Origin of the sequence: Arthrobacter sp. G119Y2 (assembly GCF_038069765.1) — a bacterium.
Classification (GTDB): Bacteria; Actinomycetota; Actinomycetes; order Actinomycetales; family Micrococcaceae; genus Arthrobacter_B.
In genome coordinates this window covers 754,695-780,172 of record NZ_JBBPFS010000001.1, presented here as the reverse complement: position 1 = coordinate 780,172, position 25,478 = coordinate 754,695, and the positions used below count along the sequence as shown (strand labels likewise).

Sequence of the window (25,478 nt, the reverse complement as noted above, 5' to 3'; positions counted from 1 at the left end):
TGCTGAGACTGACGCGTTGGCTGGTCAGGGCGGCAGGAGTCGCATCCACGTTACGAATGGCTTCGTTGGTCGTGCCTCTATTAGCGATTCCCCGGCCGCCAAGTCGGTTCCGGTGGCAACACCCCCCGGATCATGGGCGACTGGGGGCAAAAACCATGCCGGAACCGACCGGCCAACACACCCATATCCTGCATCAGGAACGGGCTACGAAAAAGGTAACGGGGGCTTGTGCGCGGACATGACGCAGCCCGGCGGGGGAGTGTTTGCGGTTTCCGGGGCGGCGAGTCAGCCGGAAATGGGGGGGAGGGGCAGCTGAGGCTGTCGCCGCACCCAAGCGGACGGTGCTCAAGCGGACGGTGGACACTGCAGGCCCGTCCGCGGCAGTATCTCAGCGGCTGTCGTCGTCTAACTGAGTTCGGCCGGGACCACACTCCCCTCGTTTACCTCATTCATATCCATTTTTATCCATCAATATAAAGTTTCCCGGATGTGACCGCTAGGATGGGTGGCATGCATAGTGCCACCAACCCGTACTCACCCGGCGCCGGCCGTACACCTTTCGCGCTGGCCGGCCGAACAGCTTTGACGAATGATTTCGACCTTCTGATTTCGCGTGCCTCCGCCGGCCGCACGGACCGGGGGATCGTGCTGCACGGCCTGCACGGAGTGGGTAAAACAGTGCTGCTCAACGACTTCCGCCGCCGGGCGGAGGAAGCCGGTTTCCTGGTTGTCTCGCTGGAAGGCAGGGACGCCGACGGCGGCCCCAGGGCTGTCCGGGCAAAGCTGGCCCGCGGGCTGCTGCAGGCAGGGCGCAAGGCGGCGTCCCGCGGCGGTACTGCTGCGCTCACGGCCGCGCTGGGGACCATTTCCTCGTTTGCCGACGGACTGCAGGTCGGCGGCATCGACGTGGGGGTCGGTTCGCGGGCGGGACGCGGAGATTCGGGTGCCTTCGCCGTCGATCTGGAGGAAACGGTGGAGGACACCGCCGTTGCCCTCGGCAGACGGAATTCCGCCCTCGTGATAGTGGTGGACGAGATGCAGAATCTTGACCCGGCGCTGCTTTCGGCGCTTCTGGGCGCCCAGCATCAGGCAGGACAGCGGGACTGGCCTTTTTATCTGGTGGCGGCCGGACTGCCGAACCTCCCGGCGGTCCTCAACCAGTCGCAGCGGTATGCCGAAGGCCTTTTTACCTACCGGAGCGTGGGAGCGCTGGACCGCGAGGATGCGGGTACGGCCCTGACTGCTCCGGCGCGGGAGCAGGGGGTCAGTTATGTTCCGGAGGCTCTGGACCTGCTGCTGAATGCGGCCGGGGGATACCCGTACTTCCTGCAGGAATACGCATCGGCGGCGTGGGAATCCGCTCCCCGTAAACGGATTACTGCGGAGGACGCGCGAGTGGCCGTGGAAATAGGCCGCGCACAGCTGGACCAGGGCTTCTTTCCCATGCGCTGGCGCCGGGCCACCAAGGCCGAGCGGGAATTCCTGCGGCTCATGGCCATGGACGGTGCCGCCGGGTCCGGCACGGCCACGCTGGCCGCCCGCGCCGGCAAGAAGATGACCTCCATGACAATGACGCGCGGATCCCTGATCCGCAAGGGCATCATCTACGCGCCGTCCCTGGGCCAGGTGGCCTTCACTGTGCCCGGCATGGCGGAGTACGTGCGCCGCGTGACCGGCTAGCGGCCGGGGAGAGGGTTCCCGGCGTTCCGGTGTTCCGGTGCGGGCTGATTCGGCCGCGTCCGGCAGGTTGGTATCATCGATACTAAGCAGACTGACAACCATCCCCTGATTGGTGCCCGACCAACAGTAAGGACGTCAATGAAACCAAAACCGACCTCACCTCCGGCACCGCAGGCGACACCTCGGCTGCGGGCTCCGGACAGCGCGCCGGCCTTTCTCCGCGAGGGATATACGTTTATCTCCTCGCGCTGCGACAGGCTCGGTGCCGATTTGTTCCGCACCCGGATCGCGGGCCGCCCCGTTGTGTGTATGCGGGGAGCGGATGCCGCCAGGGTTTTCTACGAAGGTGACAGATTCACCCGCAGGGGTGCGCTGCCGCCCACTGTGGTGCACCTGCTGCAGGACCGGGGAAGTGTGCAGACCCTCGACGGCGCCGGGCACCGGCGCCGCAAGGCAATGTTCCTGGACATCATGAACGAGGCCTCCGTTGCTGAGCTCGTACGCCTTTTTGAGAAGTACTGGCGTCAGCGGTCAGCCGGCTGGCAGGGACGGACCGTGGTCCTGCACCGCGAAGTCCGCATCATCCTCACGGCGGCAGCCTGCGAATGGGCGGTCGGCCTTCCGCTGCAGGAAGCGGAGGTCGAGGCAAGGGCTGCGGAATTTGGGCTGATGGTCGACCAGGCCGGGTCTTTTGGACCGGCCAACTGGTGGGCACAGCTGCGGCGCCGTCGGACGGAGCGGTGGGCCCGGAAGGTTATTATACGGATCCGGAGCGGAGCAGCCGGCGTGCCGTCAGGTGCGCCCGCCGCAGTCATCGCCGGGCACCGCGAAGCCAACGGAGAGCTGTTGCCCGAGGATGTCGCCGCCGTGGAACTCCTCAACGTGATCCGCCCCGTGGTGGCGGTGGACCGTTTTATTGCCTTCGCCGGCACGGCACTCGTGGAACACCCTGAGTGGCGTGCCCGCTTTGCGGCCGCTGATGCAGCCGCTTCCACGGACCTTGGACCCTTCGCGCAGGAGGTGGGCCGCTACTATCCCTTTTTTCCGGCGGTCGGCGGCGTGGTCCGAAAGGAATTCACCTGGAACAACCACACCTTCACCCCCGGCAACTGGGTCCTGCTGGACATCTACGGCACCAATCACGACGCCGCACTCTGGCCGGACCCTGAAGCGTTCCAGCCCGAACGTTTCCGGACCTGGAACGGGGATCCCAACACACTGATTCCGCAGGGGGGAGGTCAAGCAGCAAACGGACACCGGTGCCCGGGGGAGGGGATAACCCTCGAACTGGTTAAATCCGCCGTTCTGCTGCTGGCGCGCTCCTCCTGGAAAGTACCGGCCCAGGATCTGACGATATCCCTGTCCAAGCTGCCGTCGATTCCCCGCAGCGGGCTGCTCCTCACGCCGGCCGGCCCGACGGACGTCCGGCCGTGACCGTGCCGCAGGTTCGGGACCATGCCGATCCGTGGCCTGCCGGCCCGCCCGTCTCACCTCCTGCCCTCGTGGCGCAGTCGTGGTCGGATGCAGTGTTTCTGCACTGGCGGATCCCGGTGTCGACGGCGCAGCGGTACCTGCCGCCGCTGGTTGAACCGGATGTCTTCCTCGGGTCCACCTGGGTGGGGCTGATCGGATTCCGGCTGCATGGAACCAGGCTTGGCGGTGCAGTTCCAGTTCCGTGGATAGGCGACTTTACCGAGGTCAATGTGCGCCTCTAGACACGGGGAGCGGACGGTTCACGGGGCGTGCTCTTCGTCTCCCTTGACGCGTCACGCCTCCCGGCCGTCATGGCGGCCCGAACGGCCGGCGTCCCCTACGTGTTCTCACGCTGCCGGCCGCGGCGCCGGGGGGACACCTTCGGCTACGACGTCAAGCGCTTCCGCGGTCAGGGACAGTCAACTTTTGAGGTGCAGCCGGACTTTGGCCGCCAAGCTGCGGACCCGCTGTCCCTGGAGCTGACCGCCCGCTTCGGCGCCCATGCCGGAATTGCCGGCCGGACCCTCTTCATGCCCAACTCCCACCGCCCCTGGCCGCTGCATCCCGCACGCCTTACGTCCTTCGACGACGAGCTGCTGCCTTCCGCCGGGTTTCCGGTCAGCGGCCCGCCCGAGTCGGTCCTCTTTTCACCGGGTGTGCGCACCATCTTCGGCATGCCGCGCACGGTGCGCGGCCCGGAGACCGGGTCCGCGGAAGGCTGAACCTGCCCGCTGCCAGGCGCACCCGCTTTTGAACGCCTCCGGGAGTCTCGGTAGGCTAAAGGTTTTGAGCCTGATTGAGGTTCAGTTTCCGGCACCAAGGACGGCACCGCTATTTCTCCCTTATCTTCCACTCCTTTTCGCCGCAGCCTGACCGTCGGCGTCCTGTCACTGGGTCTGGTGCTCGGCGGATGCACAGGGCCGCCGGCGGGCACCGGAGGAACGGACTCGCCGGACATTCCGGCCGTGAGCCTGGCTGCGGATACCCCCGCATCGAGAACGGTTTTTGACGGGGGAGCGGAGCAGGCTTCCCTTGCCGCCAGTGCTGCGTTCTTCGAATCCAGCCCCTCTGCGGTGGTGCTGGGTGTTCCTTCTGCCCAGGACCCTGCCGTCACGGCGCTCACCGGGCAGGCTGCCGCGGCTGCTGCCGGACTGGGCATACCGCTCTTGGTGGCGGAGCCCGGCAGTGAAGAACCGGTGGCGGCCGAGCTTGACCGTCTGGGCTCCGAATCCGTAGTCCTGTTCGGCGCCGCACCGGCGGGAGGATGGCAGCAGGCGGTGGGCAATCGGACGCAGGTTCCGGGTCCCGCAGACGCCTCAGGCTTCGCGTCCGCTCTCGGCCTTGACGCGGAAGCCGCCGCTGTCGACGGGCTGGTGGCCGCAATAGCCGCCATGGAGCGCGGGGAGCGGCTGTCCGTTCCCGGCCTGGAGGCTCCCGCGGCTGCACCGTCCGGCAGTCCGTCACCGTCCGGCAGTCCTGCACCGTCCGGCAGTGCGTCTCCCTCAGGCAGCGCGTCTCCGTCCGAAAATACCGGCGAGCTGCCCGACTTCGACGCTTCCCCGACCCCGGTCGATGCGGTTGTCCTGACCACCGCGGATCCGGCGTCGGCTGCAGCCGTTGCCACCTCCCGGGCGGCCGGGGCCGAAGTGCACCTGGTCGAAACCGCTGATCCCCGAGCAGACGCGGAAACGATTGAATTCCTGCGCGGCCACCGTGACGACGGAATTTACGCCGTCGGCGCCGCCTTTGGCGGGACGGAGAACTTCCGTGCCCAAACCGCCGTCGCGCTGGACGGCGCCGAGCTGCCCGGCGGCGGGCAAACGGTATTTCCCGGCCGGCGGATGGTGGCCCTCTACGGACATCCCAGCGGCGGAAGCCTGGGAGTGCTGGGGGAACAGGGGCTGGAGGAGTCCATCCGCCTGGCCCGGGAAACCGCGGCGCAGTACCAGCCCTACAGCGAAGAACCGGTGATCCCGGCCCTGGAGATCATCACCACCGTGGCCAGTTCGGAAGCAGGCGAGGACGGCAACTTCTCCGCCGAAACGCCTGTGGAGGAGCTGCGGCCGTGGGTGGAAGCTGCTCAGGAGGCCGGCATTTACGTGGTGCTGGACCTGCAGCCGGGCCTGAGTACCTTCCTGGACCAGGCGGTCCGCTACGAGGAGCTGCTGAGGCTCCCGAATGTCGGGTTGGCCCTGGACTCGGAATGGCGCATTGAGCCCGGACAGCGGCACCTGGAGCAGATTGGTTCAGTGGACGCGGCCGAGGTGAACGAGGTCTCGGCCTGGCTGGCAGCCCTGACCCGCGAGCACGTCCTTCCGCAGAAGGTGTTCATGCTCCACCAGTTCAACCTGTCCATGATCCGCAACCGGGACCAGCTGGACGTCAGCCATCCGGAACTGGCCGTGAGCCTGCACGCCGACGGCCACGGAACTCCGGGCGAGAAACTGGACACCTGGAACGTCATGCGAGCCGGACTGCAGCCGGAAATCTGGCCGGGATGGAAGAACTTCCATGATGAGGACACCCCCATGCTGACACCCGAGCAGACGTTTACCCAGGTCAGCCCCAAACCCTGGTTCATCTCCTACCAGTAGGTTCGTTCCCTGCCGCCGGGCGGAAGGCCACGTCCTTGCCGCCCGGGCAACCAAGCCGGGGCAACAGAACCGGGCTAGAAACCCTGGGCGTCCAGCAGTGCGTCTTCTTCGTCCTCCTGGGTACTCCCGCGCTTCTTTCGCGGGCGCCGCCGTGACGACGGATCCGGATGCGCTGCGTACGTTTCGTCGTCGTCATCTTCGTACTCATCGTCGTCGTACCCGTCTTCGGCTGCGAAGCGCCGGGTCTGCGCTTCCTGCCACGCCGCATAGCCGAGTCCGATAAACAGCATGACGCCAAAGGCAAACCACTGCATGGCGTAGGAAAGGTGCGGACCCTCATCCACCGACGGTTTGGGTGCGGCCTCCGGGACCACGTCGGGCTGGGGATTTTCGCTGGCCATCAGCCCGTAGGCGCCCTGTTCCAGTTGGTAGCCGACGTCGTCCTGGTACGCCGCCAGATCGATGGAGGCTAGCTGGCCCTCCGGTGCGCCCCGCTGCAGGGTGGGCTCCGGGGGTTTGATGCGCGCGACGACGGTGACCTCGCCGCCGGGCGCGGCAGGAACGTTGTCCGGGCGCCCGGCCTCGTCATTGCCGATGGGCAGCCATCCGCGGTTAATGACGACGGCGGTTCCGTCGGAGAGCTTCAGCGGCACCACCACTTCATAACCGGCCCGTCCGCTCAGCGGGCGGTTGCGGACAATGCGCTGGTTCTCAGTGTCGTAAACGCCGGTCATCTCCACCGGCAGCCATTCCCGGGCCGGGTCGTAGCTCTCGAACAAATCTGCGGCGTCTTCGAACGGGACCGGGTCGGCGTCGTAGTTGTTGACCACATTGCCGATGTCTTCGCGGATGGCATCCCGCCGGTCCATCTGCCACATCCCCAAAGCGGTGCAGGCAGCCGAGAGAACGCAGACCAGGGCGAACCAGCCCAGCCAGCGGCTGGACAAAAGGAAGCGGTACATTACGCGCTCCCTGCGGCGTCCGGGGAGGCGGGCGCTCCGTCCAGCGGAAGCGTCTCCTTCCAGAGATCCCGTGTCTGCAGGTACTCTTCCAGCCAGCCGCGGTGGTCACCGCATGCCAGCCACGTCTTGCGGCGTTCCGGGGTGTGGATCCGCGGGTTGTTCCACAGCAGCCGCCAGGCAGCGGGCTGCCGGCATCCCTTCCGGGAGCACACGGCGGGGGCTCCGGAATCCGGGCCTGACGGCCCGGTTCCGGGGAGGGGCAGGCCGGCGCCGGTGGTCCGGGCCAGCTGATCAAGAAGATTCATGCTGTGGGTGGTGCCTTATCTTGGTGGTGGCTGTCGGAGGGATAGTCGGGTGCCGGCCGGTCACCGGCAGCGGGTTCATCCTCAATGATCTCCCCGTGCAGCAGCGTGGTCTCCGGCGATTCGCGGTGTTCCTGCGGCCGGGGTGCCTCCAGGACCGGCGCCGGAAGCGTGTCGATCATGGATTCCGAGGCCGTCATGTTGCGGGTATCGGAACCGGCGTTGGCAATAATCACTGCGAAGTAGGGGAGCACGACGGCGCCGGCAATGACGACCCAGAGCATCCACCCGTGGACCACAAACAGGAGTCCCAGGCAGACGATGCGGATGCCCATGGACACCGAGTACTTGATCATGCGTGCGCGCATCTCATCGGTGTGCGCCGTGCGGGCGTCGGTAATCCTGGGGATTGGAGCGCCGCGGCTGGATTCCTTGTTCATCACTCTCCCAAACAGATTTCCCCATTCTCTCACTGGATCCCGTGATGGAGAAGTTTGATCCGGCCTTGGCTAGGATCAAGTTCAACCACCCCACTTCCAGCAAAGGAAATCTGTGCAGAACAACACCACCGCTCCGTCCACCGGCCGCAGTGTCCTGGTTACCGGCGGCAACCGCGGCATCGGCCTGGCCATCGCCCGTGCCTTCCTTGCCAACGGCGACCAGGTAGCAATTACGTACCGCAGCGGGGACGTGCCCGAGGGCGTCCTCGGGGTCAAGGCCGACGTGACCGACATGGCATCGGTTGACGCCGCATTCACCGAGGTGGAGGCAGCCCACGGACCCGTGGAGGTTCTGGTGGCCAACGCCGGCATTACCCGCGACACCCTGCTGCTGCGGATGAGCGAAGGCGACTTCACCGATGTGGTGGACACCAACCTCACCGGCGCCTTCCGCGTCATCAAGCGCGCGTCCAAGGGCATGATCAAGCTGCGCCGGGGGCGCGTTGTCCTGATCTCGTCCGTGGTGGGCCTGTACGGCTCTCCGGGCCAGATCAACTACGCAGCGTCCAAGGCGGGCCTGATTGGCATTGCGCGGTCCCTGACCCGGGAACTGGGCTCGCGGAACATCACCGCCAATGTTGTCGCGCCGGGGTTCATCAACACGGACATGACCCTTTCCCTGCCGGAGGAAACGCAGCAGAGCTATCTCGCGTCCATCCCCGCCAAGCGGTTCGCCGAGCCGGAGGAGGTGGCCAACGTCGTGCGCTGGATCGCCGGCCCCGAAGCTGCGTACATCTCCGGAGCGGTCATCCCCGTGGACGGCGGACTGGGCATGGGGCACTAGCCCCGAACCCCCCTGAAGCCAACGTCCCCCGGGGAATCCTTGGAGGTTTCCACCACTGTGCGGAGCCCCGGGGGCTGGCAGGATGGGATGAGTTGCGTCAAACGTTGGACACTTCCGACAAGAACTTCACGAAGGAGCACTCATGGGCCTGCTGGACGGCAAAGCCGCCATTGTCACCGGATCCTCACGCGGCATCGGAGCCGAGGTCGCCAAATACCTGGCCGCCGAGGGCGCCGGCGTGGTGGTCAACTACCGGCAGAAGGCCCCGCGGGCCAACAAGGTGGTCACCGGCATTGAAAACGACGGCGGCCGTGCCGTTGCCGTGGGCGCGGACCTGACCTCCGCCGAAGGGCCGGCGGCACTGGTGGCTGCTGCCACGGAGAATTTCGGCGGTCTGGACATCCTGGTGCTGAATGCCTCCGGCGGTATGGAGACCGGCGTCGAGGAGGACTACGCACTGAAGCTCAACCGTGACGCGCAGGTCAACATGCTTGCCGCCGCCCTCGAGGTGATGCCTGCCGGTTCACGCGTGGTGTTTGTCACCAGCCATCAGGCACACTTCATCAACACGGTGCCCACCATGCCCGAATACGAGCCGGTGGCGCGCAGCAAGCGGGCCGGCGAGGACGCACTGCGGGACATGCTGCCGCAGCTCGAGGAGAAGGGCATCACCCTGGTGGTGGTCTCCGGAGACATGATCGAAGGCACCGTCACGGCCACGCTGCTGGACCGGGCGAACCCCGGCGCGATCGAGGCGCGGCGCGTTGAAGCGGGCCGGCTCTACTCCGTACAGGAGTTCGGCGCCGAGGTGGCCCGCATGGCCACCGCCGACGTCCCGTCCGGCCACACCGAATACGTGGGCGGCTCGGACTACCTCGGAGTTGCCCGCTAGCACCGAACGGTGAACCGGCCTAGAGCTGGACGAAGTGCTGCACCACGTCCAGAGCGGGCAGGTTCAGCACAGCATCAGCGGCGGCCTGCACTGCCGGTTTGGCGTTGAACGCCACGCCCAGGGCGGCCGCCGCCAGCATGTCCAGATCATTGGCGCCGTCGCCCACGGCAAGGGTGTGCCGTTCCTCAATGCCCAGGCCCGCCGCCCACTCGCGCAGCGCCCGTGCCTTCGCCGCGCGGTCCACCACCGGACCTTCCACGGTGCCGGTCAGCACCCCGCCGTCGATGCCCAGCAGGTTGGCCCTGGCATGGGTCAGCTGCAGCCGAGCGGCCAGCGGATCGAGGACCTGGCTGAAGCCGCCGGAGACAACCGCCACCGCATGGCCCGCGCTCAGAAACTCCTTCACCAGCGCCTCCGCTCCGTCGGACAGCTCGATACGGGCACCGACTTCGCCAATCACGGTTTCCGGCAGCCCCGCCAGCGCCTTGACGCGCTGATGCAGGCTCTGGGTGAAGTCGAGTTCGCCGCGCATTGCTGCCTCGGTTACCGCTGCCACCTCGGCTTCCCGCCCCGCGTGGGCCGCGAGCAGCTCAATGACCTCCTGCTTGATCAGGGTCGAATCCACATCCATGACCAGCAGCTTCCGGCCCGGCTCGAGAAGGGACGGGGGAACGACGGCGGTCTGCGCACCGCCCGCTGCATCCCCCAGCGCCGCTGCGGCCGCGGTGACCGCCATCCGCAGGGTCTGAATATCGCCGTCGTATCCCACCGCCAGTTTGGTCACTGCGTACCCGTCACCGGTGGCGTTCTCCAGTTCCAGGATTCGTCCGCCCACCGTGCCCACCGCCTGCTGGATGGTCGAAAGGTAGGCGTCGGGCAGCTCGCGGCCGTAGCTCACCACGCCGTATTCCGGAACGGCGCCGGCGGGCTCTGACGGGGTACTGGGTTCCGGGGTGTTCTGGGCGGGCATCGCTATCCGTTTCTCAAGGCGGGTTGGAACTGCTGAAACTGCTGGACGAGCTGGAACTGCTGGGGTGCCGGTACGTGCACCGGCGGCGGTCCGGACAGGTAGGGGCCGGAAGGGCCGCGGCACCGCGTTTAGCCATCGGCCCTTTCTTTAGCCTAATGTCTAGTGCTATGAGTGATGTTCTTGAATTTGCTGCCGTAAGTGTCGTTCGCGGCGGCAAGACCCTGTTGGATGCCGTTGACTGGCAGGTCAAGGAGGGGGAGCGCTGGGTCATCATGGGACCCAACGGCGCCGGCAAGACCACTCTGCTGCAGATCGCCGGCGGACGCATGCACCCTACGCGCGGCGTGGCCGGAATCCTGGAGGAAGTCCTCGGAACCGTTGATGTTTTTGAACTGCGCCCGCGGATCGGCCTGGCCTCCGCCGCCCTCGCCAACCAGATTCCGGAGCACGAAACCGTGCTCAACGTGGTCCTCACCGCGTCCTACGGGATGACGGGCCGCTGGCGGGAAAAGTACGAGAAGCTCGATGAGCGCCGCGCCTTCCACCTGCTCCACGACTGGGGCATGTCCACCTTCATGAACCGCAGTTTTGCCTCCCTCAGCGAGGGCGAACGCAAGCGGGTGCAGATTGCCCGTGCGCTGATGACGGATCCGGAACTGCTGCTGCTGGACGAGCCGGCGGCAGGCCTGGACCTGGCCGGCCGCGAGGACCTGGTGGCCCGCCTCGCAGACCTGGCCCGCGACGAGGAAGCTCCCGCGATGGTCCTGGTGACCCACCACCTGGAGGAAGTTCCTCCGGGCTTCACGCATGCCCTGCTGCTGCGCGACGGCGGAGTGGTGGCTTCCGGACCTATCGAAGGTGTTTTCACCGAGGAGAACCTCAGCGCCGCTTTCGATCTGCCGCTGGACGTGCAGCACGACGGCGGACGCTGGTCCGCCACCGCGCGCCGCTGATTCCTGCCTGACGCAGCGGCCCGGTGGACCTTTTTCATGACGCCCTGGTGTTGGTCGCCGGACTGTGGGCGGGAACCATCAACGCCGTCGTCGGCTCCGGCACGCTGGTAACCTTCCCGGTTCTCGTGGCACTGGGGTATGCCCCGGTGGCCGCCACCATTTCCAACGCCATGGGCCTGATCGCCGGTAACCTGGCCGGATCCTGGGGCTACCGCAGAGAGCTGGCGGGGCTGAAGTCCACGCTGCTGAAACTGCTGCCAGCTTCAATTCTGGGCGGCATCACCGGTGCGGCGCTGCTGCTGCACCTGCCGGAGTCCGTCTTCGGCACGGTGGCCCCGTACCTGATTGTGGCGGCGCTGCTCTTTGTTGTCTTCCAGCCCGCGCTGCAGGCCTGGGTCCGCCGTCGGGCCGAAGCATCAGCACCGGCGCCGGCGGCGGGCGGTCCGGGTCTTCCCGCGGCTCCGGTAAAAGCACCGCGGCGCCAGAGCGTGATCCTGGTCATCCTGATCTACCTGGCCGGCGTCTACGGGGGCTACTTCGTGGCGGCGCAGGGAATCCTGCTGGTGGGGATCCTCGGCATCTTCCTTCACGGCACCATCCAGCACGCCAATGCGATGAAGAACATCCTGGTGCTGGGCGTAAACATCGTTGCCGCCGTGTCCTACCTGATTTTCGCCTACGACCGGATTGTGTGGCCCGTGGTGGCGCTCATCGCGGTGGGCTCGCTGATCGGCGGTTTTGCCGGGGCCGCCCTCGGCCGCAGGCTCTCTCCGGCGGTCCTTCGCGCAGTGATCGTGCTGCTGGGCCTGCTGGCCCTGTGGAATATGGTGTTCTAAGTGACCGTTTACCACCTGAGCACCGCGGCGGACCCGCGCGTCGCCGACTACACCAACCTGACCGACACCGCGCTTCGCCGCCGCCGGGAACCTGCCGAAGGCCTGTACATCGCCGAGTCCTCCAAGGTCCTGCGCCGGGCCCTGGACGCAGGACACCGGCCGCGGTCCTTTTTCCTGGCCGAGAAGTGGCTTCCCGACCTCCAGGACCTGCTGGAGAGGTATCCCGACGTACCCGCCTACGTGGGAACGGCGGATCTGCTGGAAGAGATCACCGGATTCCACCTGCACCGCGGAGCCCTGGCCGCGATGGAGCGGCCGGCACCGCTGGAACTGGCGCCGCTGCTCGCCTCGGCGCGGCGGGTGGCCGTGCTCGAAGACATCGTTGACCACACCAACATCGGCGCCATCTTCCGCTCCGCTGCAGCGTTGCAGGTCGACGCCGTCCTGGTCAGTCCCCGCTGCGCCGACCCCCTGTACCGCAGGGCGATCCGGGTCAGCATGGGAGCCGTCTTCCAGGTGCCCTGGGTGCGCCTGACTGATTGGCCGGGGCAGCTTGGAGCCCTGCGGAGCGCCGGATTTGTCACCGCCGCGCTGGCTTTGGCTGAGGACTCGCTTACGCTGGACGAGCTCAGCGGCCGCCGGGACGAGCGTCTGGCCCTGGTGCTGGGAACCGAAGGTGACGGCTTGGCGGCCGGCACCCTTGCCGCCGTCGATGTCTCCGTCCGGATCCCCATGAGCGCCGGAGTCGACTCGCTGAACGTGGCTGCGGCAAGTGCCGTGGCCTTTTGGGAATGCCGGCCGCGGCCGCACAGCAGCGAATAGTTCCGTTTCCCTTACCCTCGGGCGGCTTTAGTGCAACACTTGCGGCGTCACTGATAATCCTTCGCATTTCGTTCTGGGGTCGCCATGCGTACACGCCACTGCCGGATTTCACCGCTCGGGAGATATCGTGCCGCCGGCTCTTCGGCCGGTGGCCGGCGGCTCCCGCTCGTTCCGGCGGCGATGCTGGCCGCAGCACTGATACTGCCGCTGGCGGCATGCGGTCCGACAGCCGAGCAGGTCAGCGCACGCCAAACCGCCCCCGGACCCGCCTCCGCCCCGGCAGCGCCGGCGCCGCGGCCTGCTCCGCCGGCACCCACAGTCCCGGCGATGCCAACCACCGAACCCGCACCTGCCCCGGAACCGATGAAGGTAGGCGTCAGCGGCAGCCAGGCGGGCATGCCGCAGCCGGTGCAGGACGCCTGCCAGTTCCTGCTGCGGCGGGATCCTGCACCCCTTCCGGCCGACGACGCGGCAGTTTGCGTCCGGGCTGCCATGACGGCGGGCGGCGGAGCGACCCAGACCCTGGAGACAGCATCCAGCTGGCTGCCGCAGGGCACGCACACGGTGGAGTTCACCACCGGGCCGGAGTTCTCCCTGACACTGGCCAATGAGGACCTGAACCTGCTGATCACCGCGGGCGCCGGCGGAGGCAGCGTTGACACCGGGGGAGGACGGATCACCGCCCTTCCCGACGGCACCCCGGAACAGGCCTATGCGGCTGTGCTGGCCTCGGCCGCAGAGCTGACCGTGAACCCGGAACGGGTGGCAGCGCTGCTCGGAGGGTCGGCTGCCCTGGAGGTCGACTACGCCGCCGTCCTCAACGGCGCCGTCCGGACCAAAATCAGCGGCATCAGGCCCGACGGCGCCGATACCGATGACATGATGCCCACCGGGGTGACCCTGTGGCTGGACGACTACTACCGCCCTATCCGGCTTGAGCTCACCGGACGGGCCCGGGGGATCACCTCCAGCATCACCGCAGTCAACAGCGGATGGGGACCCCGGCCCTAGGGCAGCTCCCGGCTTTAACCCGCACCCCGGAATGCGGTATGCTGAATTGCTGATCCCCGAGGAAAGTGCTCAACCGCGAACCACGGGGACATTCCAAGCTTTCAACCACCAGTGCCTGGCAAAATCCAGGCACCAAAAGAAGGTAATACATTGAAGTCTGATACCCACCCCAAATACGGCCCGGTTGTCTTCCGCGATCTCGCGTCCGACACCGCGTTCCTGACCAACTCCACGGCTACGTCGTCCAAGACGATCGAGTGGGAAGACGGTAACACCTACCCCCTCATCGAGGTGGAAATCTCCTCCGCATCGCACCCGTTCTACACGGGCAAGCAGCGCATCATGGACTCCGCCGGCCGTGTCGAGCGCTTCAACGCACGCTTCAAGGGCTTCGGCGCCAAGAAGTAATTCGTTCGCAAAGAACAGCAGAGCTTCTAGACTAGGAAGGCCCGCCCGGACATCCGGGCGGGCCTTTTTACTTGCGGAAAAGGAAACCGAATGAGCAGCAGCACTGAACAGGACAACGGCCGCCGCCACGGCGAGTTCAAGGTGGCCGGCGGGAAGCTGGTGGTGGTGGACCTGGACGTCCGGGACGGGAAGCTGGCCAACGTTTCCCTGAGCGGCGACTTCTTCCTCGAACCCGACGACGCCCTGCTGAACATCAACCAGGCGCTGGAAGGGCTGCCGGAAGATGCGGCAGGGGCGGACATCGCGGCCGCAGTGCGGCAGAACCTGCCCGCCGACGCCGTACTGTTCGGCTTCTCGCCGGAGGCCATCGCCACGGCCGTGCGCCGCGCGCTGGCAAAGGCCACGGGATGGAACGACCACCAGTGGGAAATCATTGGTCCCACGCCTCTCTCCACGCCCATGCACGTGGCAATGGACGAAGTCCTCGCGGAAGAGGTCGGGGCGGGCCGGAGAAACCCCACCCTGCGTTTCTGGGAATGGGAAACCCCCTCCGTGGTCATTGGCAGCTTCCAGTCGCTGCGCAACGAGGTAGATGCACAGGGGGCGCAGAAGCACGGGGTGACGGTGGTACGGCGCATCAGCGGCGGCGGTGCCATGTTCATGGAGCACGGCAACGCCATTACGTACTCCATTTACGTCCCGCAGTCCCTGGTGGACGGACTCAGTTTTGCCGAGTCCTACCCGTTTCTTGACGCCTGGGTGATGGAGTCGCTGGAGAAGCTGGGCATCAAGGCCTGGTACCAGCCGCTGAACGACATCGCCACGGACCAGGGGAAGATCGGCGGTGCCGCCCAGAAACGCTTCAGCAACGGCGGCATGCTGCACCACGTCACCATGTCCTACAACATTGATGCGGACAAGATGCTGGAGGTCCTGCGGATCGGCAAGGAAAAGCTGTCCGACAAGGGCACCACGAGTGCCAAGAAGCGCGTGGATCCGCTGCGCCGCCAGACCGGCCTGACCCGCGAAGAGATCATTTCCACGATGATGGACACCTTCAGTGCGCGGTACGGTGCTGTTCCGGCAGGGCTCAGCGACGAGGAGCTGGCCCGCGCCGAAGCCAAGGTGGCGGAGAAATTCGGCACCGCGGAATGGCTCAACCGCGTTCCGTAGCACCTGCGGGTACGACGACGGCGGCGGCAGCGGCGGCGGTGTTGCTGCCGCTGCCGCTTCCGTCGTCCTAGTAGACTGCCCAGCATGGAAAAAAAGTCCCTGACCGCCCTGGTGCGGACCCAGATGCAAATTGCCGGCGGCGCTTCCAGCGGCCGCAGTGCCCAAACCGTTTACGGGGGCCACGAGCACGTGCTCCGGCAGACCCTGATCGCGTTGAATGCCGGCTTCATCCTGGACGAGCACGAGAATCCCGGCGAGGCGACTGTCTTCGTGCTGAAGGGCCGGGTTGCGCTGCTCTCGGAGGGCGACTCCTGGGAGGGCTCGGCGGGAGATCTGCTTATTGTGCCCCAGGCCAGGCACTCCCTGGAGGCCCTGGAGGACTCCGCCGTGCTGCTGACAGTGGCCAAGCGGGACCACTGGCCCTAGCCCCGGCCCCGCTCCCGGACCCTGCTCCCGGGTAACCGCGGCACGGACACCCGCTCCGGCTGCGGTTACCTGCCGGCTGCCTGGGCCCGCAGTGCCCGCAGCAGCTGGTCCTGCTGCTCGAGGATAATCCTGCGCAGGGCTGCCGGAGCCTCCGGGTTCGCCTCCAGCCAGTCCATGCTGGCAACCAGCACGGGATGGTCCGCCGGCACCATGTGCTCGGGCAGGTCCTGGGCGCCGGGGAACAGGCCCGCAACAACGCGGCTGGCCAGCTCTATGCTGCGCGACCTCCACACCAGGGTCAGGGACGCGAAGTAGTCGGCGGAGAACACGGACAGCAGCTCGTGGCTGCCGATCGAGAACCCCTCGATGGTTGCTGACAGGAGCTGGTTGGACAGCTCATCCGAATGGACGGCATCCTGCCAGGCCGCCGCCTTGACGGCCGCATCCGGGAAGGCTGCTGCTGCGGTGGTGAAACCCACGCGCCCGGATGCGGTGGGGTCCAGCTCCAGCTCTGCTTCCAGTTCCGCCCGTGAGGCGTTTGACGTAGCTGCCAGTGCCTGCCAGAGCAGCCAGCGCAGGTCCGAGTCGACAGCGAGCCCGGGAACCTCCGCGGTCCCGTCCAGCAGGCCGCGCAGCAGCGGGGTCTGGGACGTGCTGCGGCGGCCCAGGGCTGCGGCGCTGCGCGCCCAAATCAGCTGCCGGTCACTTCCGGGCTCGGCAGCGTACAGCTGCTCGACCACCAGCGAGTACAGGGCCTCGCGCAGGGCGCCGCGGCGTTCAGCCGGAGCAAAGCGTTCCACGGCGAAGCGGGCGTTGTCGAGCAGGAGCTGCAGCACGCCGGCGCCGGTTTCGGAGGGGGCGGCATGCACAATGAGCCGGATGTAGTCCTGCGCGCTGAGCGCGCCGTCGCGGACGAGGTTCCACAGCGCGGAGAAGCACACTGCCCGGGCCAGCGGGTCGGGAATCCGGCCCACGTGGTGGAGCAGGGTCTGCAAGGAATCGTTGTCGAAGCGGATCTTGGCGTAGGTCAGGTCCTCGTCGTTCAGGAGCAGCAGTGCGGGGCGCTGCATTCCCGTCAGCTCGGGGATCGGGGTACGGGGCCCGGCGACGTCGACCTCCACGCTTCCGGTCCGCACGAGCGCTCCGGAGCTGTCGGGGTTGTACAGCCCGATCCGCAGCCGGTGCGGACGCGGCACCTGTGCTCCGCTGACCGGGTCCGGGGCGTCCTGGACAACCGTGACCGAGGTGTAGACGCCGTCGTCGTCCGTTTCGACCAGCGGGGTCAGGGTGGGGACGCCGGCGGTCTCCAGCCACAGCCGGGACCACACACCCATGTCCCGCCCCGACGCCGAAGTCAGGGCGTTGAGGAGGTCCGCGAGGGTGGTGTTGCCGTAGGCATGGTCGCGGAAGTACCCGCGCGCCGCTTCAATAAAGGCATCGAAGCCCACATAGGCGACCAATTGTTTGAGCACCGAGGCGCCCTTGGCATAGGTGATGCCGTCGAAGTTCTGCTTGGCGGCTTCCAGATCGGTGATGTCAGCGACGATCGGATGCGTGGTGGGGAGCTGGTCCTGGACATACGCCCAGGCCTTGCGGCGGTTCGCGAAGGAGACCCAGGAGTTGGTGAAGTCCGTGGCGTTGTCCACGGCCAGGGCGCCCATGTAGTCGGCAAAGGATTCCTTCAGCCACAGGTCATCCCACCATGCCATGGTGACCAGGTCGCCGAACCACATGTGCGCCATTTCGTGCAGGATGGTATTGGCCCGGGCTTCGTACTGTGCCTCGGTGGCCTTGGACCGGAACACGTAGGCCTCGGTAAAGGTGACCAGACCGGGATTCTCCATCGCACCGAGGTTGTACTCAGGGACAAAGGCGGAATCGTACTTGCCGAAGGGGTACGGGTACGCAAACAGTCCGTGGAAGTAGTCCAGCCCCCGTTTGGTGATGTCGAAGATGTTCTGCGGATCGAAGTACCGGGCCATCGAGGCACGGCAGTAGGCGCCGAGCGGGATCTCCAGGACTGAGCCGTCATCCATCGTTCCGGACCAGGCGTCGGCCGCTTTGTAGTAGGGTCCGGCCAGCACAGTGGTGATGTAGGTGGAGATGCGCTGCGTGGGGGCGAAGTCCCAGCGGCTCAGTCCGTCCGCAAGTTCCGTGCGGTTGGTTTCCACTGCGTTGGAGGCGACTTCCCAGCCCGACGGCGCGGTGACGTGGAACGTGAAGGCGGCTTTGAGGTCCGGCTGCTCAAAGTTCGCGAAGACCCGCCGCGCGTCGGCGGGCTCGTACTGCGTGTACAGATAGGTGCGTGAATCCGCCGGATCCGTGAAACGGTGCATTCCCTCGCCGCTGCGGCTGTACAGGGCGGTGCCGTCCACCGTGACGACGTTGACGAGGTCCAGGTCCGGAAGGTGGATGCGGGAACCGTCCACGGCACTGTCCAGCGGCAGTTCCCTGCCGTTCAGGACCACTGACGACACGCCGCCGTGGATGAAGTCCAGGAAGGTCTCGGCTCCGGCCTCGGTGCAGCTAAACCCGATGGTGCTGCGGGACCGGAATCCCGCAGCGTCCGGGTCTTCGGCGGTTCTCAGATCGAGCTCGACGTCGTAGGCGTCAACGGAGATGAGGGCTGAGCGGGCGGCGGCTTCAACACGGCGCAGATTCTGGTTCGACACTCCCTCATTCAATCACCTTCCGCCGCCGGCCGGGCCCGGAGTGCAGGGCCGGCAGGAACCTGTCCAGGAGTGCCTGTCTGCGGGGGACTTGCGGAGGACTGCGTGTTACCGGGAGAGCAGCAGCGCGAGTGCCAGCCCCAGGGCGCCGATAAGGAACCAGGAAACCAGTGCGGCGGCCAGGGCGCGGGCGCCGGAGACAAACAGCATCCGGAACCGCACTCCCGCACCGAGCGCAAACAGGGAGGCGGCGAAAAGGACTTCCTGTACCTCGGCGGCCACCGCGAGGACGCTTCCGGGGAGCACGCCCGTGGTGCGGACAACAATCAGCACCAGAAACCCCAGGACAAACAGGGGAACCAGCGGAGGGAGCTTCCCCGGAGTTTCCTCCCCCCGGGCCGCCCTCCGCCCCAGGAGCCCGGCGCCGGCGGCCAGGGGAGCAAGCAGGACCACCCGTGCCAGCTTGACGACGACGGCGGCGGCGAGCGCCGCAGTACCTGCGGTCTGTGCCGTGGCCACCACCTGGCCGACGTCGTGGACGGAGGCCCCGGCCCAGATCCCGAAGGTTTCGGCCGGCAGGTCCAGGAGCGAAGCCAGCAGCGGCAGCACCCCGATGGCCAGTGTTCCGCACAGCGTGACCAGCGCGATCGGCACCACCGTGTCTTCGTGCCGCACCCTGCGCGCTGCGGCCATTGCACCCACGGCGGAAACTCCGCAGATGGAGAAGCCGGAGGCAATCAGCAGCGGTTCCTCTCCCGGGAGGCGGAAAGCCCGGCAGATCAGGTACGTTCCGGCAAATGCCGCTGCCACGAGTACCACGATCAGGAGCAGGGCCGGCCCGCCGAGGCCGGCAATGTCGACCAGCGACACTTTCAGCCCCAGCAGTACGATTCCCGCCCGCATAAGTGTTTTGGCCGCTACGGACAGTCCCGGCTTCAGCGGTCCGGTGACGGCCGCCGAGATCCCCGGAAGGTTGGCCGCGAGCAGGCCGAGAACCACTGCAGCCGTCAGGACCGGCAGCCAGGGAAACAACCAGTGAAGCAGATACGCAGGAAGGACGGCAGCGGCGGAGGTAAGCAGGCCGGGGAGCACGGCAGTGCTCTTGCGGCGCAGGGGAGTGCTGTTCACGGTTCCACCCTGCACCACGATGGGAGTACAGCAAAACAGGCAGCCCCCCGCTGCGCCGTTTGGGTGCTGCGGCCCTGCGTTCGGGCACCGGGGGGAGCTCGGTGCCCGGTGCCTTTGTTAGAGTGAGGCACACCCCCTATCTCCCTGAGGCAGCCCATGCACGTGGATCAGATCCGGATGCCCGAACACCCATGGAATGATGCTCCTTCCCAGGTTGCGGCAGAGCTGGGGGTTACCCCGGACACCGGCCTCTCGTCCGATCAGGTGCGGGAGCGGCTGCAGGGCTACGGGCCCAACGAGCTGGCTGCTGGCCGTAAGGTGCCCGCCTGGCGGAAGATCCTGGGGCTGCTGGCGGACCGGCTGATCCTGGTGCTGATCGCTGCCGCCGTGATCAGTGCGGTTGTCTCCCGCGAGTGGGAGACCCCCGTGGTGATCCTGGCCGTCATTACCCTGAACACCGTCCTGAACTACGTCCAGGAACAACGGGCAGAAAACAGCTTGGAGGCGTTGCGCAGCAGCTCGGTTTCCGTTGCCACAGTGCGCCGCGGTGGCCGCACGGTGGACGTGCCCCGAACCGAGCTGGTGCCCGGGGACATAGTCCTCCTGGAAGCGGGAGACACCATTCCCGCTGACGGCCGGCTGATCGAAGCAGTCCGGCTGCAGGTGGCGGAGGCGGCACTTACCGGAGAATCCCAGCCGGTGAACAAGAACACCGCACCCCTGGCTGACCCCGACCTTCCGGTCGCCGACCGCACCAACATGCTCTACATGGACACCGACGTGAGCCGCGGCCGCGCCGTGCTGCTCGTCACCGGCACCGGCATGCAGACGCAGATCGGCCGGATTGCACACCTGCTGGGCTCCACGTTCGAGGAAAAAACCACCCTCCAGCGCAGCATCGACCAGCTGGCCCGCCTGCTGACCTATGTGGCCCTTGTGGTGGTTGCCGTGGTCTTCGTCCTGGGCCTGCTGCGCGGCGACAGCTGGGAGGACCTGTTCCTGACTGCCGTTTCCCTCGCCGTGGCGACCATCCCGGAAGGGTTGACCGCGGTGGTTGCGTTCACCCTGGCCATGGGGGCCTCCCGGCTCGCTGCGCGCGGCGCGATCATCAAGCAGCTGGCAGCAGTGGAAACCCTGGGCAGCACCTCGCAGATCTGTACGGACAAGACCGGAACGCTCACCCTGAACGAAATGACGGTGCGCCGCGTGTACACGGCGTCCGGCCGGGTTTTCCGGGTTTCGGGCTCCGGGTATTCGACCGAGGGAACGCTGCTCAGTGCTGACGGCCGCCCGGCGCCGGCCCTGACACAGGCCTTTCTGGGTTTTGCCCTCTGCAATGATGCCTCGGTGCGTGACGGCGTGCTCACCGGGGATCCGACCGAGGGTGCCCTGGTGGTCCTGGCCGAGAAGGGCGGCATTGATGCCGACGGCGCCCGCGCCTCCCATCCCCGCGTGGCCGAAGTTCCGTTCGATTCGGACTACAAGTTCATGGCCACGTTCAACCGTGAGCCTGCCGACGATGAGGAATCCCGTGGGCAGACTGCCGGGGAACAGGTGTTCTGCTACGCCAAGGGCGCCCCGGGCGTGCTGCTGGAGCGTTCCGAGTTCCTCGCCACGGCCGAGGGCCACCGCCCGCTGGGCACCGAAGACCGGCAGCGGATCCGGGACGAGGTGGAAGCCCTGGCCAGTCAGGGCCTGCGCACCATGGCGGTTGCCGGACGGCCGGTCGAGACCGCACTGCCGGCCGATCCGGATGAGCTGAGGCAGAGCGTGTCCGGGCTCATCCTGTACGCCGTCGTCGGCATCATGGACCCGCCCCGCGCTGAAGCCGCCGAAGCCATTGCCCGGGCCCGGCAGGCGGGGATCAGCGTCCATATGATCACCGGGGATCACCTGATCACGGCTTCCGCCATCGCAAAGGACCTCGGCATCGGCGGCGAGGCAGTCTCCGGCGCCGTACTGGACGACCTGAGCGACGAGGAACTGCGCCGGCGTGCCCCGGGCTACGGCGTGCTTGCCCGGGTGTCTCCGGAACACAAGATCCGGATGGTTGAGGCGCTGCAGGCCGACGGCGCCGTGGTGGCCATGACCGGCGACGGCGTGAACGACGCCCCGGCACTGAAACGGGCCAACATCGGCATCGCCATGGGCATCACCGGCACCGACGTGTCCAAGGGCGCTGCGAAGATGATCCTGACGGACGACAACTTTGCCACCATCGTCACCGCGGTCCAGGAAGGACGCGGGATCTACGCGAACATCCTGAAGTTCGTGAGTTTCCAGCTCACCACGGCCTGGGGCTTCGTGCTGATCTTTCTGGCCGCCGCGGCGTTTGGCCTTGCCGGGGGAGCACCCTTCACCGCACTGCAGATCCTGTGGGTGAACATCATCATGGACGGTCCGCCCGCCCTGGCGCTGGGTGTTGATCCCGCCGATCCGGACCTGATGAAACAGCGGCCGCGTCCGGCGCGGGAACCCCTGCTGACCGGTAACCGCATCCTGCGGATCCTGTCGATGGGCGTCGTGATGGCTGCGGGCACCTGTGCCGTGCTCTACCTGGCGCCGGAGATGTATCCGGAAAGCGCAGGCGATCCGCTGTTCGCCACCACCCTGGCGTTCACCACCTTCGTGTTCTACCAGGCGTTCAACCTGCTCAACGTCCGCTCGGCAACCGGAAGCGTCTTCTCGCTGCAGACCTTCACCAACCGTGCCATCTGGGTGTCGCTGGCCGCCGTCGTCGTCCTGCAGGTACTGGTGGTGCAGCTGGGCGTGCTGCAGGGGCTCTTCGACACCACCGGCCTGACCTCGGGCCAGTGGTTCCTGGCCCTTGGCGTGGGATCAACGGTGCTGTGGATCTCCGAGATCCGCAAGGCGGCCTCCCGCTACCGGCTGCGGAAGGCGGCGCCGGCTTACCAGGGCGAGGGCTTGTAGTCCTTGAGGAAGACGCCGTACTGGTCCTCGCCGGCTTCGCCCGTGACGATGGGGTCGTAGACGCGGGCTGCGCCGTCCACCAGGTCCAGGGGAGCATGGAAGCCCTCCTCGGCCAGGCGGACCTTGGTCGGGTGCGGCCGCTCGTCGGTGATCCAGCCGGTGTCCACGGCGGTCATCAGGATCCCGTCGGTTTCCAGCATTTCCCCGGCGCTGGTGCGGGTGAGCATGTTCAGGGAAGCCTTGGCCATGTTCGTGTGCGGGTGCCCGGGTCCCTTGTACCGGCGGGAGAACTGCCCTTCCATGGCGGAAACGTTCACGATGTACTTGCGGCGGGCTGCGGAGGCAGCCATGGCCGGGCGCAGCCGGTTGACCAGCAGGAACGGTGCGGTGACGTTGCAGAGCTGGACCTCAAGCATTTCGAGGGGCTCCACCTGGTCCACCACCTGGGTCCAGCTGTTGATCGGCGCCGTGTCCGGTACCAGACCGCCGGCGTCAATGGCCGTTCCGGCGCCCAGCTTCTCGAGCGAGGAGGAACCGGCGGTCAGCGCCAGGGAGGTGACGGCGTCCCCGGCCAGCACCGGGTGCTCGGCAATGGATCCGGCCAGCGCGGTGGGATGCGCGTTGTGGGTGTGGCCAAAGGTCACCAGTTCCGGCATCGGGCCGGCCGGCAGCGTCTCGAGTTCGGCGTCGACCAGCGGCTGGTAGGCATTGGAGCTCCGCCGCACCGTCTGCGCAGCGTTGTTGATCAGGATGTCCAGCGGCCCGGCGTCGGCCACCGAGTCAGCCAGGGAAATGACCTGGGCGGGGTCGCGCAGGTCAATGCCGACAATCCGCAGCCGGTGCAGCCAGTCCGCCGAATCCTCCATCGCGGCGAAGCGCCGGGCGGCGTCCTTCGGGAAGCGGGTGGTGATGGTGGTGTGCGCGCCGTCGCGCAGCAGCCGCAGGGCAATGTACATGCCGATCTTGGCGCGGCCGCCGGTGAGCAGGGCGCGCTTTCCGGTGAGGTCGGTGCGGGCGTCGCGCTTGGCATGGCTGAAGGCGGCACATTCGGGGCAGAGCTGGTGGTAGAACGCATCCACCAGGGTATAGGGCTGCTTGCAGATGTAGCAGTTGCGCGGCTTGAGCAGCGTCCCGGCGGACGGGCCGTGGGCCGAGGACTTCAGCTGGGCGCCGCGGGTCTCGTCGTCAATGCGGTCCGAGGCGCCGGTGGCGGTGCGGGCGACGACGGCGCGGTCGGCATCCGCTGCGGCGTCCCGCTTTTCGTTCTTCCGGTGTTTTTTCACCGATTTGAACATTTTGGCGGTCGCACGGCGGACGGCAATGTAATCCGGGTGTTCCTCGTCCAGGACGTGGATGGAGGACAGGACCCGCAGGCAGGCCTGCAGGTCTTCGGGGCTCAGGTCGGGGGTGCTCATGAAAGTCGTTTCTGCTGTGTTTCCCGCCGGTGAAAAACACGGCGAAGGCAAGTTTGATGCCTTCCGACCTTACAACGAAACGCCGCGGTGCCCGGTATCCCGGGCACCGCGGCGGAGGAAGATCACAGCCGGGGTTTCACAATGAAGGCTGCGCTACACCGGCGCGGCCTCTGCCTCCGGCTCCGGCAGGGAGACCTTTTGCCCCTTGCTGAGCACCGTCAGTCCGGAGGCCGTGACGGTGAACCCCCGGGCCAGGTCAAGCTCCCGGTCCACGCCAATGGTGGCACCGGGCGGGATCTGCACGAACTTGTCGATAATGGCCCTCCGGACCACGGCCCCGGCGCCGACATGGATCCCGTCCATCAGCACCGAATCGGAGACCACCGCACCGTTGTCCACATAGACATCCGGTGCCAGCACCGAACCGGTGACGGTCCCGCCGGAGATCACCACACCGTTGGAAACAATGGAGTCGAACGCGGTCCCGGCCTGGTCGGCGGCGCTGCGGACAAACTTCGCGGGGGGCGAGATGCTCTGGCGCGTGTAAATGGGCCACTGCAGGTTGTAGAGATTGAACGCCGGCAGCGGAGAAATGAGGTCCATGTTGGCGTCATAGTAGGAGTCCAAAGTACCGACGTCGCGCCAGTACTGGTGGTCGCTGCCCGTGGCCCCGGGAATGACGTTGTGCGAGAAGTCGTACACGGCGGCATCTCCCCGGTCCACAAAATAGGGAATGATGTCACCGCCCATGTCGTGCTTGGTAATCAGCCGTTCGGCATCAACCTTCAATGCCTCCACCAGCGCATCGGTGTTGAACACGTAATTGCCCATGGAGGCCAGGAACATGTCCGGGTCATCGGGCAGCCCCGGCGTGGTGGCTGGCTTTTCCACGAAGGCCCCGATCCGGCCCGGACTCTCGGGATCCGTTTCGATGACCCCGAACTGGTCCGCAAGATGCAGCGGCTGGCGGACCGCGGCCACCGACACCGAGGCGCCGGAGGCAATGTGGGCCTCAACCATCTGCGAGAAGTCCATCCGGTACACGTGGTCGGCACCGATGACCACCACGATGTCCGGGCGGGCGTCGTCGATCAGATTCATCGACTGGTAGATGGCGTTTGCGCTGCCCAGGAACCAGCTCTTGCCCACCCGCTGCTGTGCGGGAACGGACGCGACATAGTTCTGCAGCTGGGTCGAGAGCCGCCACGTCTCCGAGATGTGGCGGTCCAAGCTGTGGGACTTGTACTGGGTCAGGACAACAATCTGCAGGTATCCCGAATTCACCAGATTGGATAGTGCAAAGTCGATAAGCCGGTATCGCCCGGCAAATGGAACGGCAGGTTTTGCACGGTCCGCTGTCAGAGGCATGAGGCGCTTGCCTTCTCCGCCTGCAAGGACAACGGCCAGGACCTTCTTTGGCGCCATTTTGTGTTTCCCCTGTTTCCGCTTCTTGTCTAACGTTGCTTGCTTTGCGCTCATTTCTGCCGCGGCGCCAACCGCACAGTAATAAGTCTGCTGTCCTTCACACTAGATCACCCGAGCGCCGGTG

Annotated in this window: 20 protein-coding genes and 2 pseudogenes; 14 read left to right on the top strand and 8 right to left on the bottom strand. The window is 66.6% G+C overall.

The genetic code is table 11. The features are described from left to right. Positions 1-510: 510 nt before the first annotated feature. The 4 genes and pseudogenes from WKB88_RS03660 to WKB88_RS03645 all read left to right on the top strand — a co-directional run bounded on the left by WKB88_RS03660 (position 511) and on the right by WKB88_RS03645 (position 5,747). A complete protein-coding gene (locus tag WKB88_RS03660; protein ID WP_341393183.1) occupies positions 511-1,680 on the top strand; it encodes an ATP-binding protein in 1,170 nt (389 codons plus the stop codon). A 138-nt stretch (positions 1,681-1,818) separates the two neighbouring features. Further along, positions 1,819-3,114: a cytochrome P450 gene (locus WKB88_RS03655; RefSeq protein ID WP_341393182.1), complete on the top strand. Its 1,296-nt coding sequence runs from the start codon at positions 1,819-1,821 to the stop codon at positions 3,112-3,114. Continuing rightward, a pseudogene (locus WKB88_RS03650) lies at positions 3,111-3,875 on the top strand (YqjF family protein). Before WKB88_RS03655 ends, WKB88_RS03650 begins: the two are co-directional and overlap by 4 nt. A 243-nt stretch (positions 3,876-4,118) precedes the next feature. Then, positions 4,119-5,747 carry a hypothetical protein gene (locus tag WKB88_RS03645; protein ID WP_341393181.1) on the top strand — a complete coding sequence of 543 codons (1,629 nt, stop codon included), beginning with the start codon at positions 4,119-4,121 and terminating at the stop codon, positions 5,745-5,747. A gap of 74 nt (positions 5,748-5,821) precedes the next feature. Here WKB88_RS03645 and WKB88_RS03640 read toward each other — a convergent pair whose 3' ends face one another. From WKB88_RS03640 to WKB88_RS03630, 3 genes are read right to left on the bottom strand one after another with little or no spacing between them, the layout of a single operon-like run. Then, positions 5,822-6,709, bottom strand: a complete 888-nt coding sequence (locus tag WKB88_RS03640; protein ID WP_341393180.1) for an SURF1 family cytochrome oxidase biogenesis protein — start codon at positions 6,707-6,709, stop codon at positions 5,822-5,824. After that, positions 6,709-7,014, bottom strand: coding sequence for a hypothetical protein (locus tag WKB88_RS03635; protein WP_341393179.1), 306 nt, complete (start codon positions 7,012-7,014; stop codon positions 6,709-6,711). The genes WKB88_RS03640 and WKB88_RS03635 overlap by 1 nt, the downstream gene beginning before the upstream one ends. Then, positions 7,011-7,451 carry a DUF3099 domain-containing protein gene (locus tag WKB88_RS03630; protein WP_341393178.1) on the bottom strand — a complete coding sequence of 147 codons (441 nt, stop codon included), beginning with the start codon at positions 7,449-7,451 and terminating at the stop codon, positions 7,011-7,013. The genes WKB88_RS03635 and WKB88_RS03630 overlap by 4 nt, the downstream gene beginning before the upstream one ends. A gap of 112 nt (positions 7,452-7,563) precedes the next feature. Here WKB88_RS03630 and fabG point away from each other — a divergent pair, with 112 nt between their 5' ends. Both fabG and WKB88_RS03620 read left to right on the top strand, forming a co-directional pair. Beyond that, positions 7,564-8,295 carry a 3-oxoacyl-ACP reductase FabG gene (gene fabG / locus WKB88_RS03625; RefSeq protein WP_341393177.1) on the top strand — a complete coding sequence of 244 codons (732 nt, stop codon included), beginning with the start codon at positions 7,564-7,566 and terminating at the stop codon, positions 8,293-8,295. Between the two features lie 142 nt (positions 8,296-8,437). Continuing rightward, a complete protein-coding gene (locus WKB88_RS03620) occupies positions 8,438-9,187 on the top strand; it encodes an SDR family oxidoreductase (protein ID WP_341393176.1) in 750 nt (249 codons plus the stop codon). A 19-nt stretch (positions 9,188-9,206) separates the two neighbouring features. Here WKB88_RS03620 and serB read toward each other — a convergent pair whose 3' ends face one another. Next, complete coding sequence (gene serB, locus WKB88_RS03615; protein ID WP_341393175.1) at positions 9,207-10,157, bottom strand: phosphoserine phosphatase SerB; 951 nt, start codon at positions 10,155-10,157, stop codon at positions 9,207-9,209. Positions 10,158-10,324: 167 nt separating this feature from the next. Here serB and WKB88_RS03610 point away from each other — a divergent pair, with 167 nt between their 5' ends. The 7 genes from WKB88_RS03610 to WKB88_RS03580 all read left to right on the top strand — a co-directional run bounded on the left by WKB88_RS03610 (position 10,325) and on the right by WKB88_RS03580 (position 15,786). Next, positions 10,325-11,110 (top strand): ABC transporter ATP-binding protein, encoded by a 786-nt coding sequence (locus tag WKB88_RS03610; RefSeq protein WP_341393174.1) that lies wholly within the window; start codon positions 10,325-10,327, stop codon positions 11,108-11,110. Between the two features lie 23 nt (positions 11,111-11,133). Next, positions 11,134-11,946, top strand: coding sequence for a sulfite exporter TauE/SafE family protein (locus tag WKB88_RS03605; RefSeq protein ID WP_341393173.1), 813 nt, complete (start codon positions 11,134-11,136; stop codon positions 11,944-11,946). Further along, on the top strand, positions 11,947-12,768 hold the full coding sequence (locus tag WKB88_RS03600) for a TrmH family RNA methyltransferase (RefSeq protein ID WP_341393172.1): 822 nt from the start codon (positions 11,947-11,949) through the stop codon (positions 12,766-12,768). It abuts the gene before it with no gap. A 327-nt stretch (positions 12,769-13,095) separates the two neighbouring features. Beyond that, positions 13,096-13,779, top strand: coding sequence for a hypothetical protein (locus WKB88_RS03595; protein ID WP_341393171.1), 684 nt, complete (start codon positions 13,096-13,098; stop codon positions 13,777-13,779). A gap of 150 nt (positions 13,780-13,929) precedes the next feature. Next, the gene (locus tag WKB88_RS03590) at positions 13,930-14,187 is read left to right on the top strand and encodes a type B 50S ribosomal protein L31 (protein ID WP_341393170.1); all 258 of its coding nucleotides are present in this window, start codon (positions 13,930-13,932) and stop codon (positions 14,185-14,187) included. Between the two features lie 90 nt (positions 14,188-14,277). After that, positions 14,278-15,360 (top strand): lipoate--protein ligase family protein, encoded by a 1,083-nt coding sequence (locus tag WKB88_RS03585; RefSeq protein WP_341393169.1) that lies wholly within the window; start codon positions 14,278-14,280, stop codon positions 15,358-15,360. An 84-nt stretch (positions 15,361-15,444) separates the two neighbouring features. After that, on the top strand, positions 15,445-15,786 hold the full coding sequence (locus tag WKB88_RS03580; RefSeq protein ID WP_341393168.1) for a cupin domain-containing protein: 342 nt from the start codon (positions 15,445-15,447) through the stop codon (positions 15,784-15,786). Between the two features lie 65 nt (positions 15,787-15,851). Here the strand turns inward: WKB88_RS03580 and pepN are convergent, their stop codons facing one another. Together pepN and WKB88_RS03570 are read right to left on the bottom strand one after the other, a co-directional pair. After that, positions 15,852-18,458 carry an aminopeptidase N gene (gene pepN / locus WKB88_RS03575; protein WP_341393167.1) on the bottom strand — a complete coding sequence of 869 codons (2,607 nt, stop codon included), beginning with the start codon at positions 18,456-18,458 and terminating at the stop codon, positions 15,852-15,854. A 105-nt stretch (positions 18,459-18,563) separates the two neighbouring features. After that, positions 18,564-19,583 (bottom strand): YeiH family protein, encoded by a 1,020-nt coding sequence (locus tag WKB88_RS03570; protein WP_341393166.1) that lies wholly within the window; start codon positions 19,581-19,583, stop codon positions 18,564-18,566. Between the two features lie 156 nt (positions 19,584-19,739). On the opposite strand from WKB88_RS03570, the gene WKB88_RS03565 reads away from it, so the two are divergent. Further along, entirely contained in the window at positions 19,740-22,514 is a 2,775-nt protein-coding gene (locus WKB88_RS03565; RefSeq protein WP_341393165.1) for a cation-translocating P-type ATPase, read from the top strand. On the opposite strand, the gene WKB88_RS03560 is transcribed toward WKB88_RS03565, so the two are convergent. Continuing rightward, the gene (locus WKB88_RS03560; RefSeq protein ID WP_341393164.1) at positions 22,493-23,929 is read right to left on the bottom strand and encodes an SDR family NAD(P)-dependent oxidoreductase; all 1,437 of its coding nucleotides are present in this window, start codon (positions 23,927-23,929) and stop codon (positions 22,493-22,495) included. The two genes, WKB88_RS03565 and WKB88_RS03560, sit on opposite strands and share 22 nt — an antisense overlap. Before the next feature lie 162 nt (positions 23,930-24,091). Further along, positions 24,092-25,408 (bottom strand): annotated as a pseudogene (glgC, locus tag WKB88_RS03555) (glucose-1-phosphate adenylyltransferase); the annotation flags it as partial. Positions 25,409-25,478 lie beyond the last annotated feature (70 nt).

Coding starts and splice junctions, on each gene's coding strand:
- WKB88_RS03660 (WP_341393183.1), top strand. CDS start 511: ATGCATAGTGCCACCAACCCGTACTCACCCGGCGCCGGCCGTACACCT.
- WKB88_RS03655 (WP_341393182.1), top strand. CDS start 1,819: ATGAAACCAAAACCGACCTCACCTCCGGCACCGCAGGCGACACCTCGG.
- WKB88_RS03640 (WP_341393180.1), bottom strand. CDS start 6,709: ATGTACCGCTTCCTTTTGTCCAGCCGCTGGCTGGGCTGGTTCGCCCTG.
- WKB88_RS03635 (WP_341393179.1), bottom strand. CDS start 7,014: ATGAATCTTCTTGATCAGCTGGCCCGGACCACCGGCGCCGGCCTGCCC.
- WKB88_RS03630 (WP_341393178.1), bottom strand. CDS start 7,451: ATGAACAAGGAATCCAGCCGCGGCGCTCCAATCCCCAGGATTACCGAC.
- WKB88_RS03620 (WP_341393176.1), top strand. CDS start 8,438: ATGGGCCTGCTGGACGGCAAAGCCGCCATTGTCACCGGATCCTCACGC.
- serB (WP_341393175.1), bottom strand. CDS start 10,157: ATGCCCGCCCAGAACACCCCGGAACCCAGTACCCCGTCAGAGCCCGCC.
- WKB88_RS03610 (WP_341393174.1), top strand. CDS start 10,325: ATGAGTGATGTTCTTGAATTTGCTGCCGTAAGTGTCGTTCGCGGCGGC.
- WKB88_RS03595 (WP_341393171.1), top strand. CDS start 13,096: ATGCCAACCACCGAACCCGCACCTGCCCCGGAACCGATGAAGGTAGGC.
- WKB88_RS03585 (WP_341393169.1), top strand. CDS start 14,278: ATGAGCAGCAGCACTGAACAGGACAACGGCCGCCGCCACGGCGAGTTC.
- WKB88_RS03580 (WP_341393168.1), top strand. CDS start 15,445: ATGGAAAAAAAGTCCCTGACCGCCCTGGTGCGGACCCAGATGCAAATT.
- WKB88_RS03565 (WP_341393165.1), top strand. CDS start 19,740: ATGCACGTGGATCAGATCCGGATGCCCGAACACCCATGGAATGATGCT.
- WKB88_RS03560 (WP_341393164.1), bottom strand. CDS start 23,929: ATGAGCACCCCCGACCTGAGCCCCGAAGACCTGCAGGCCTGCCTGCGG.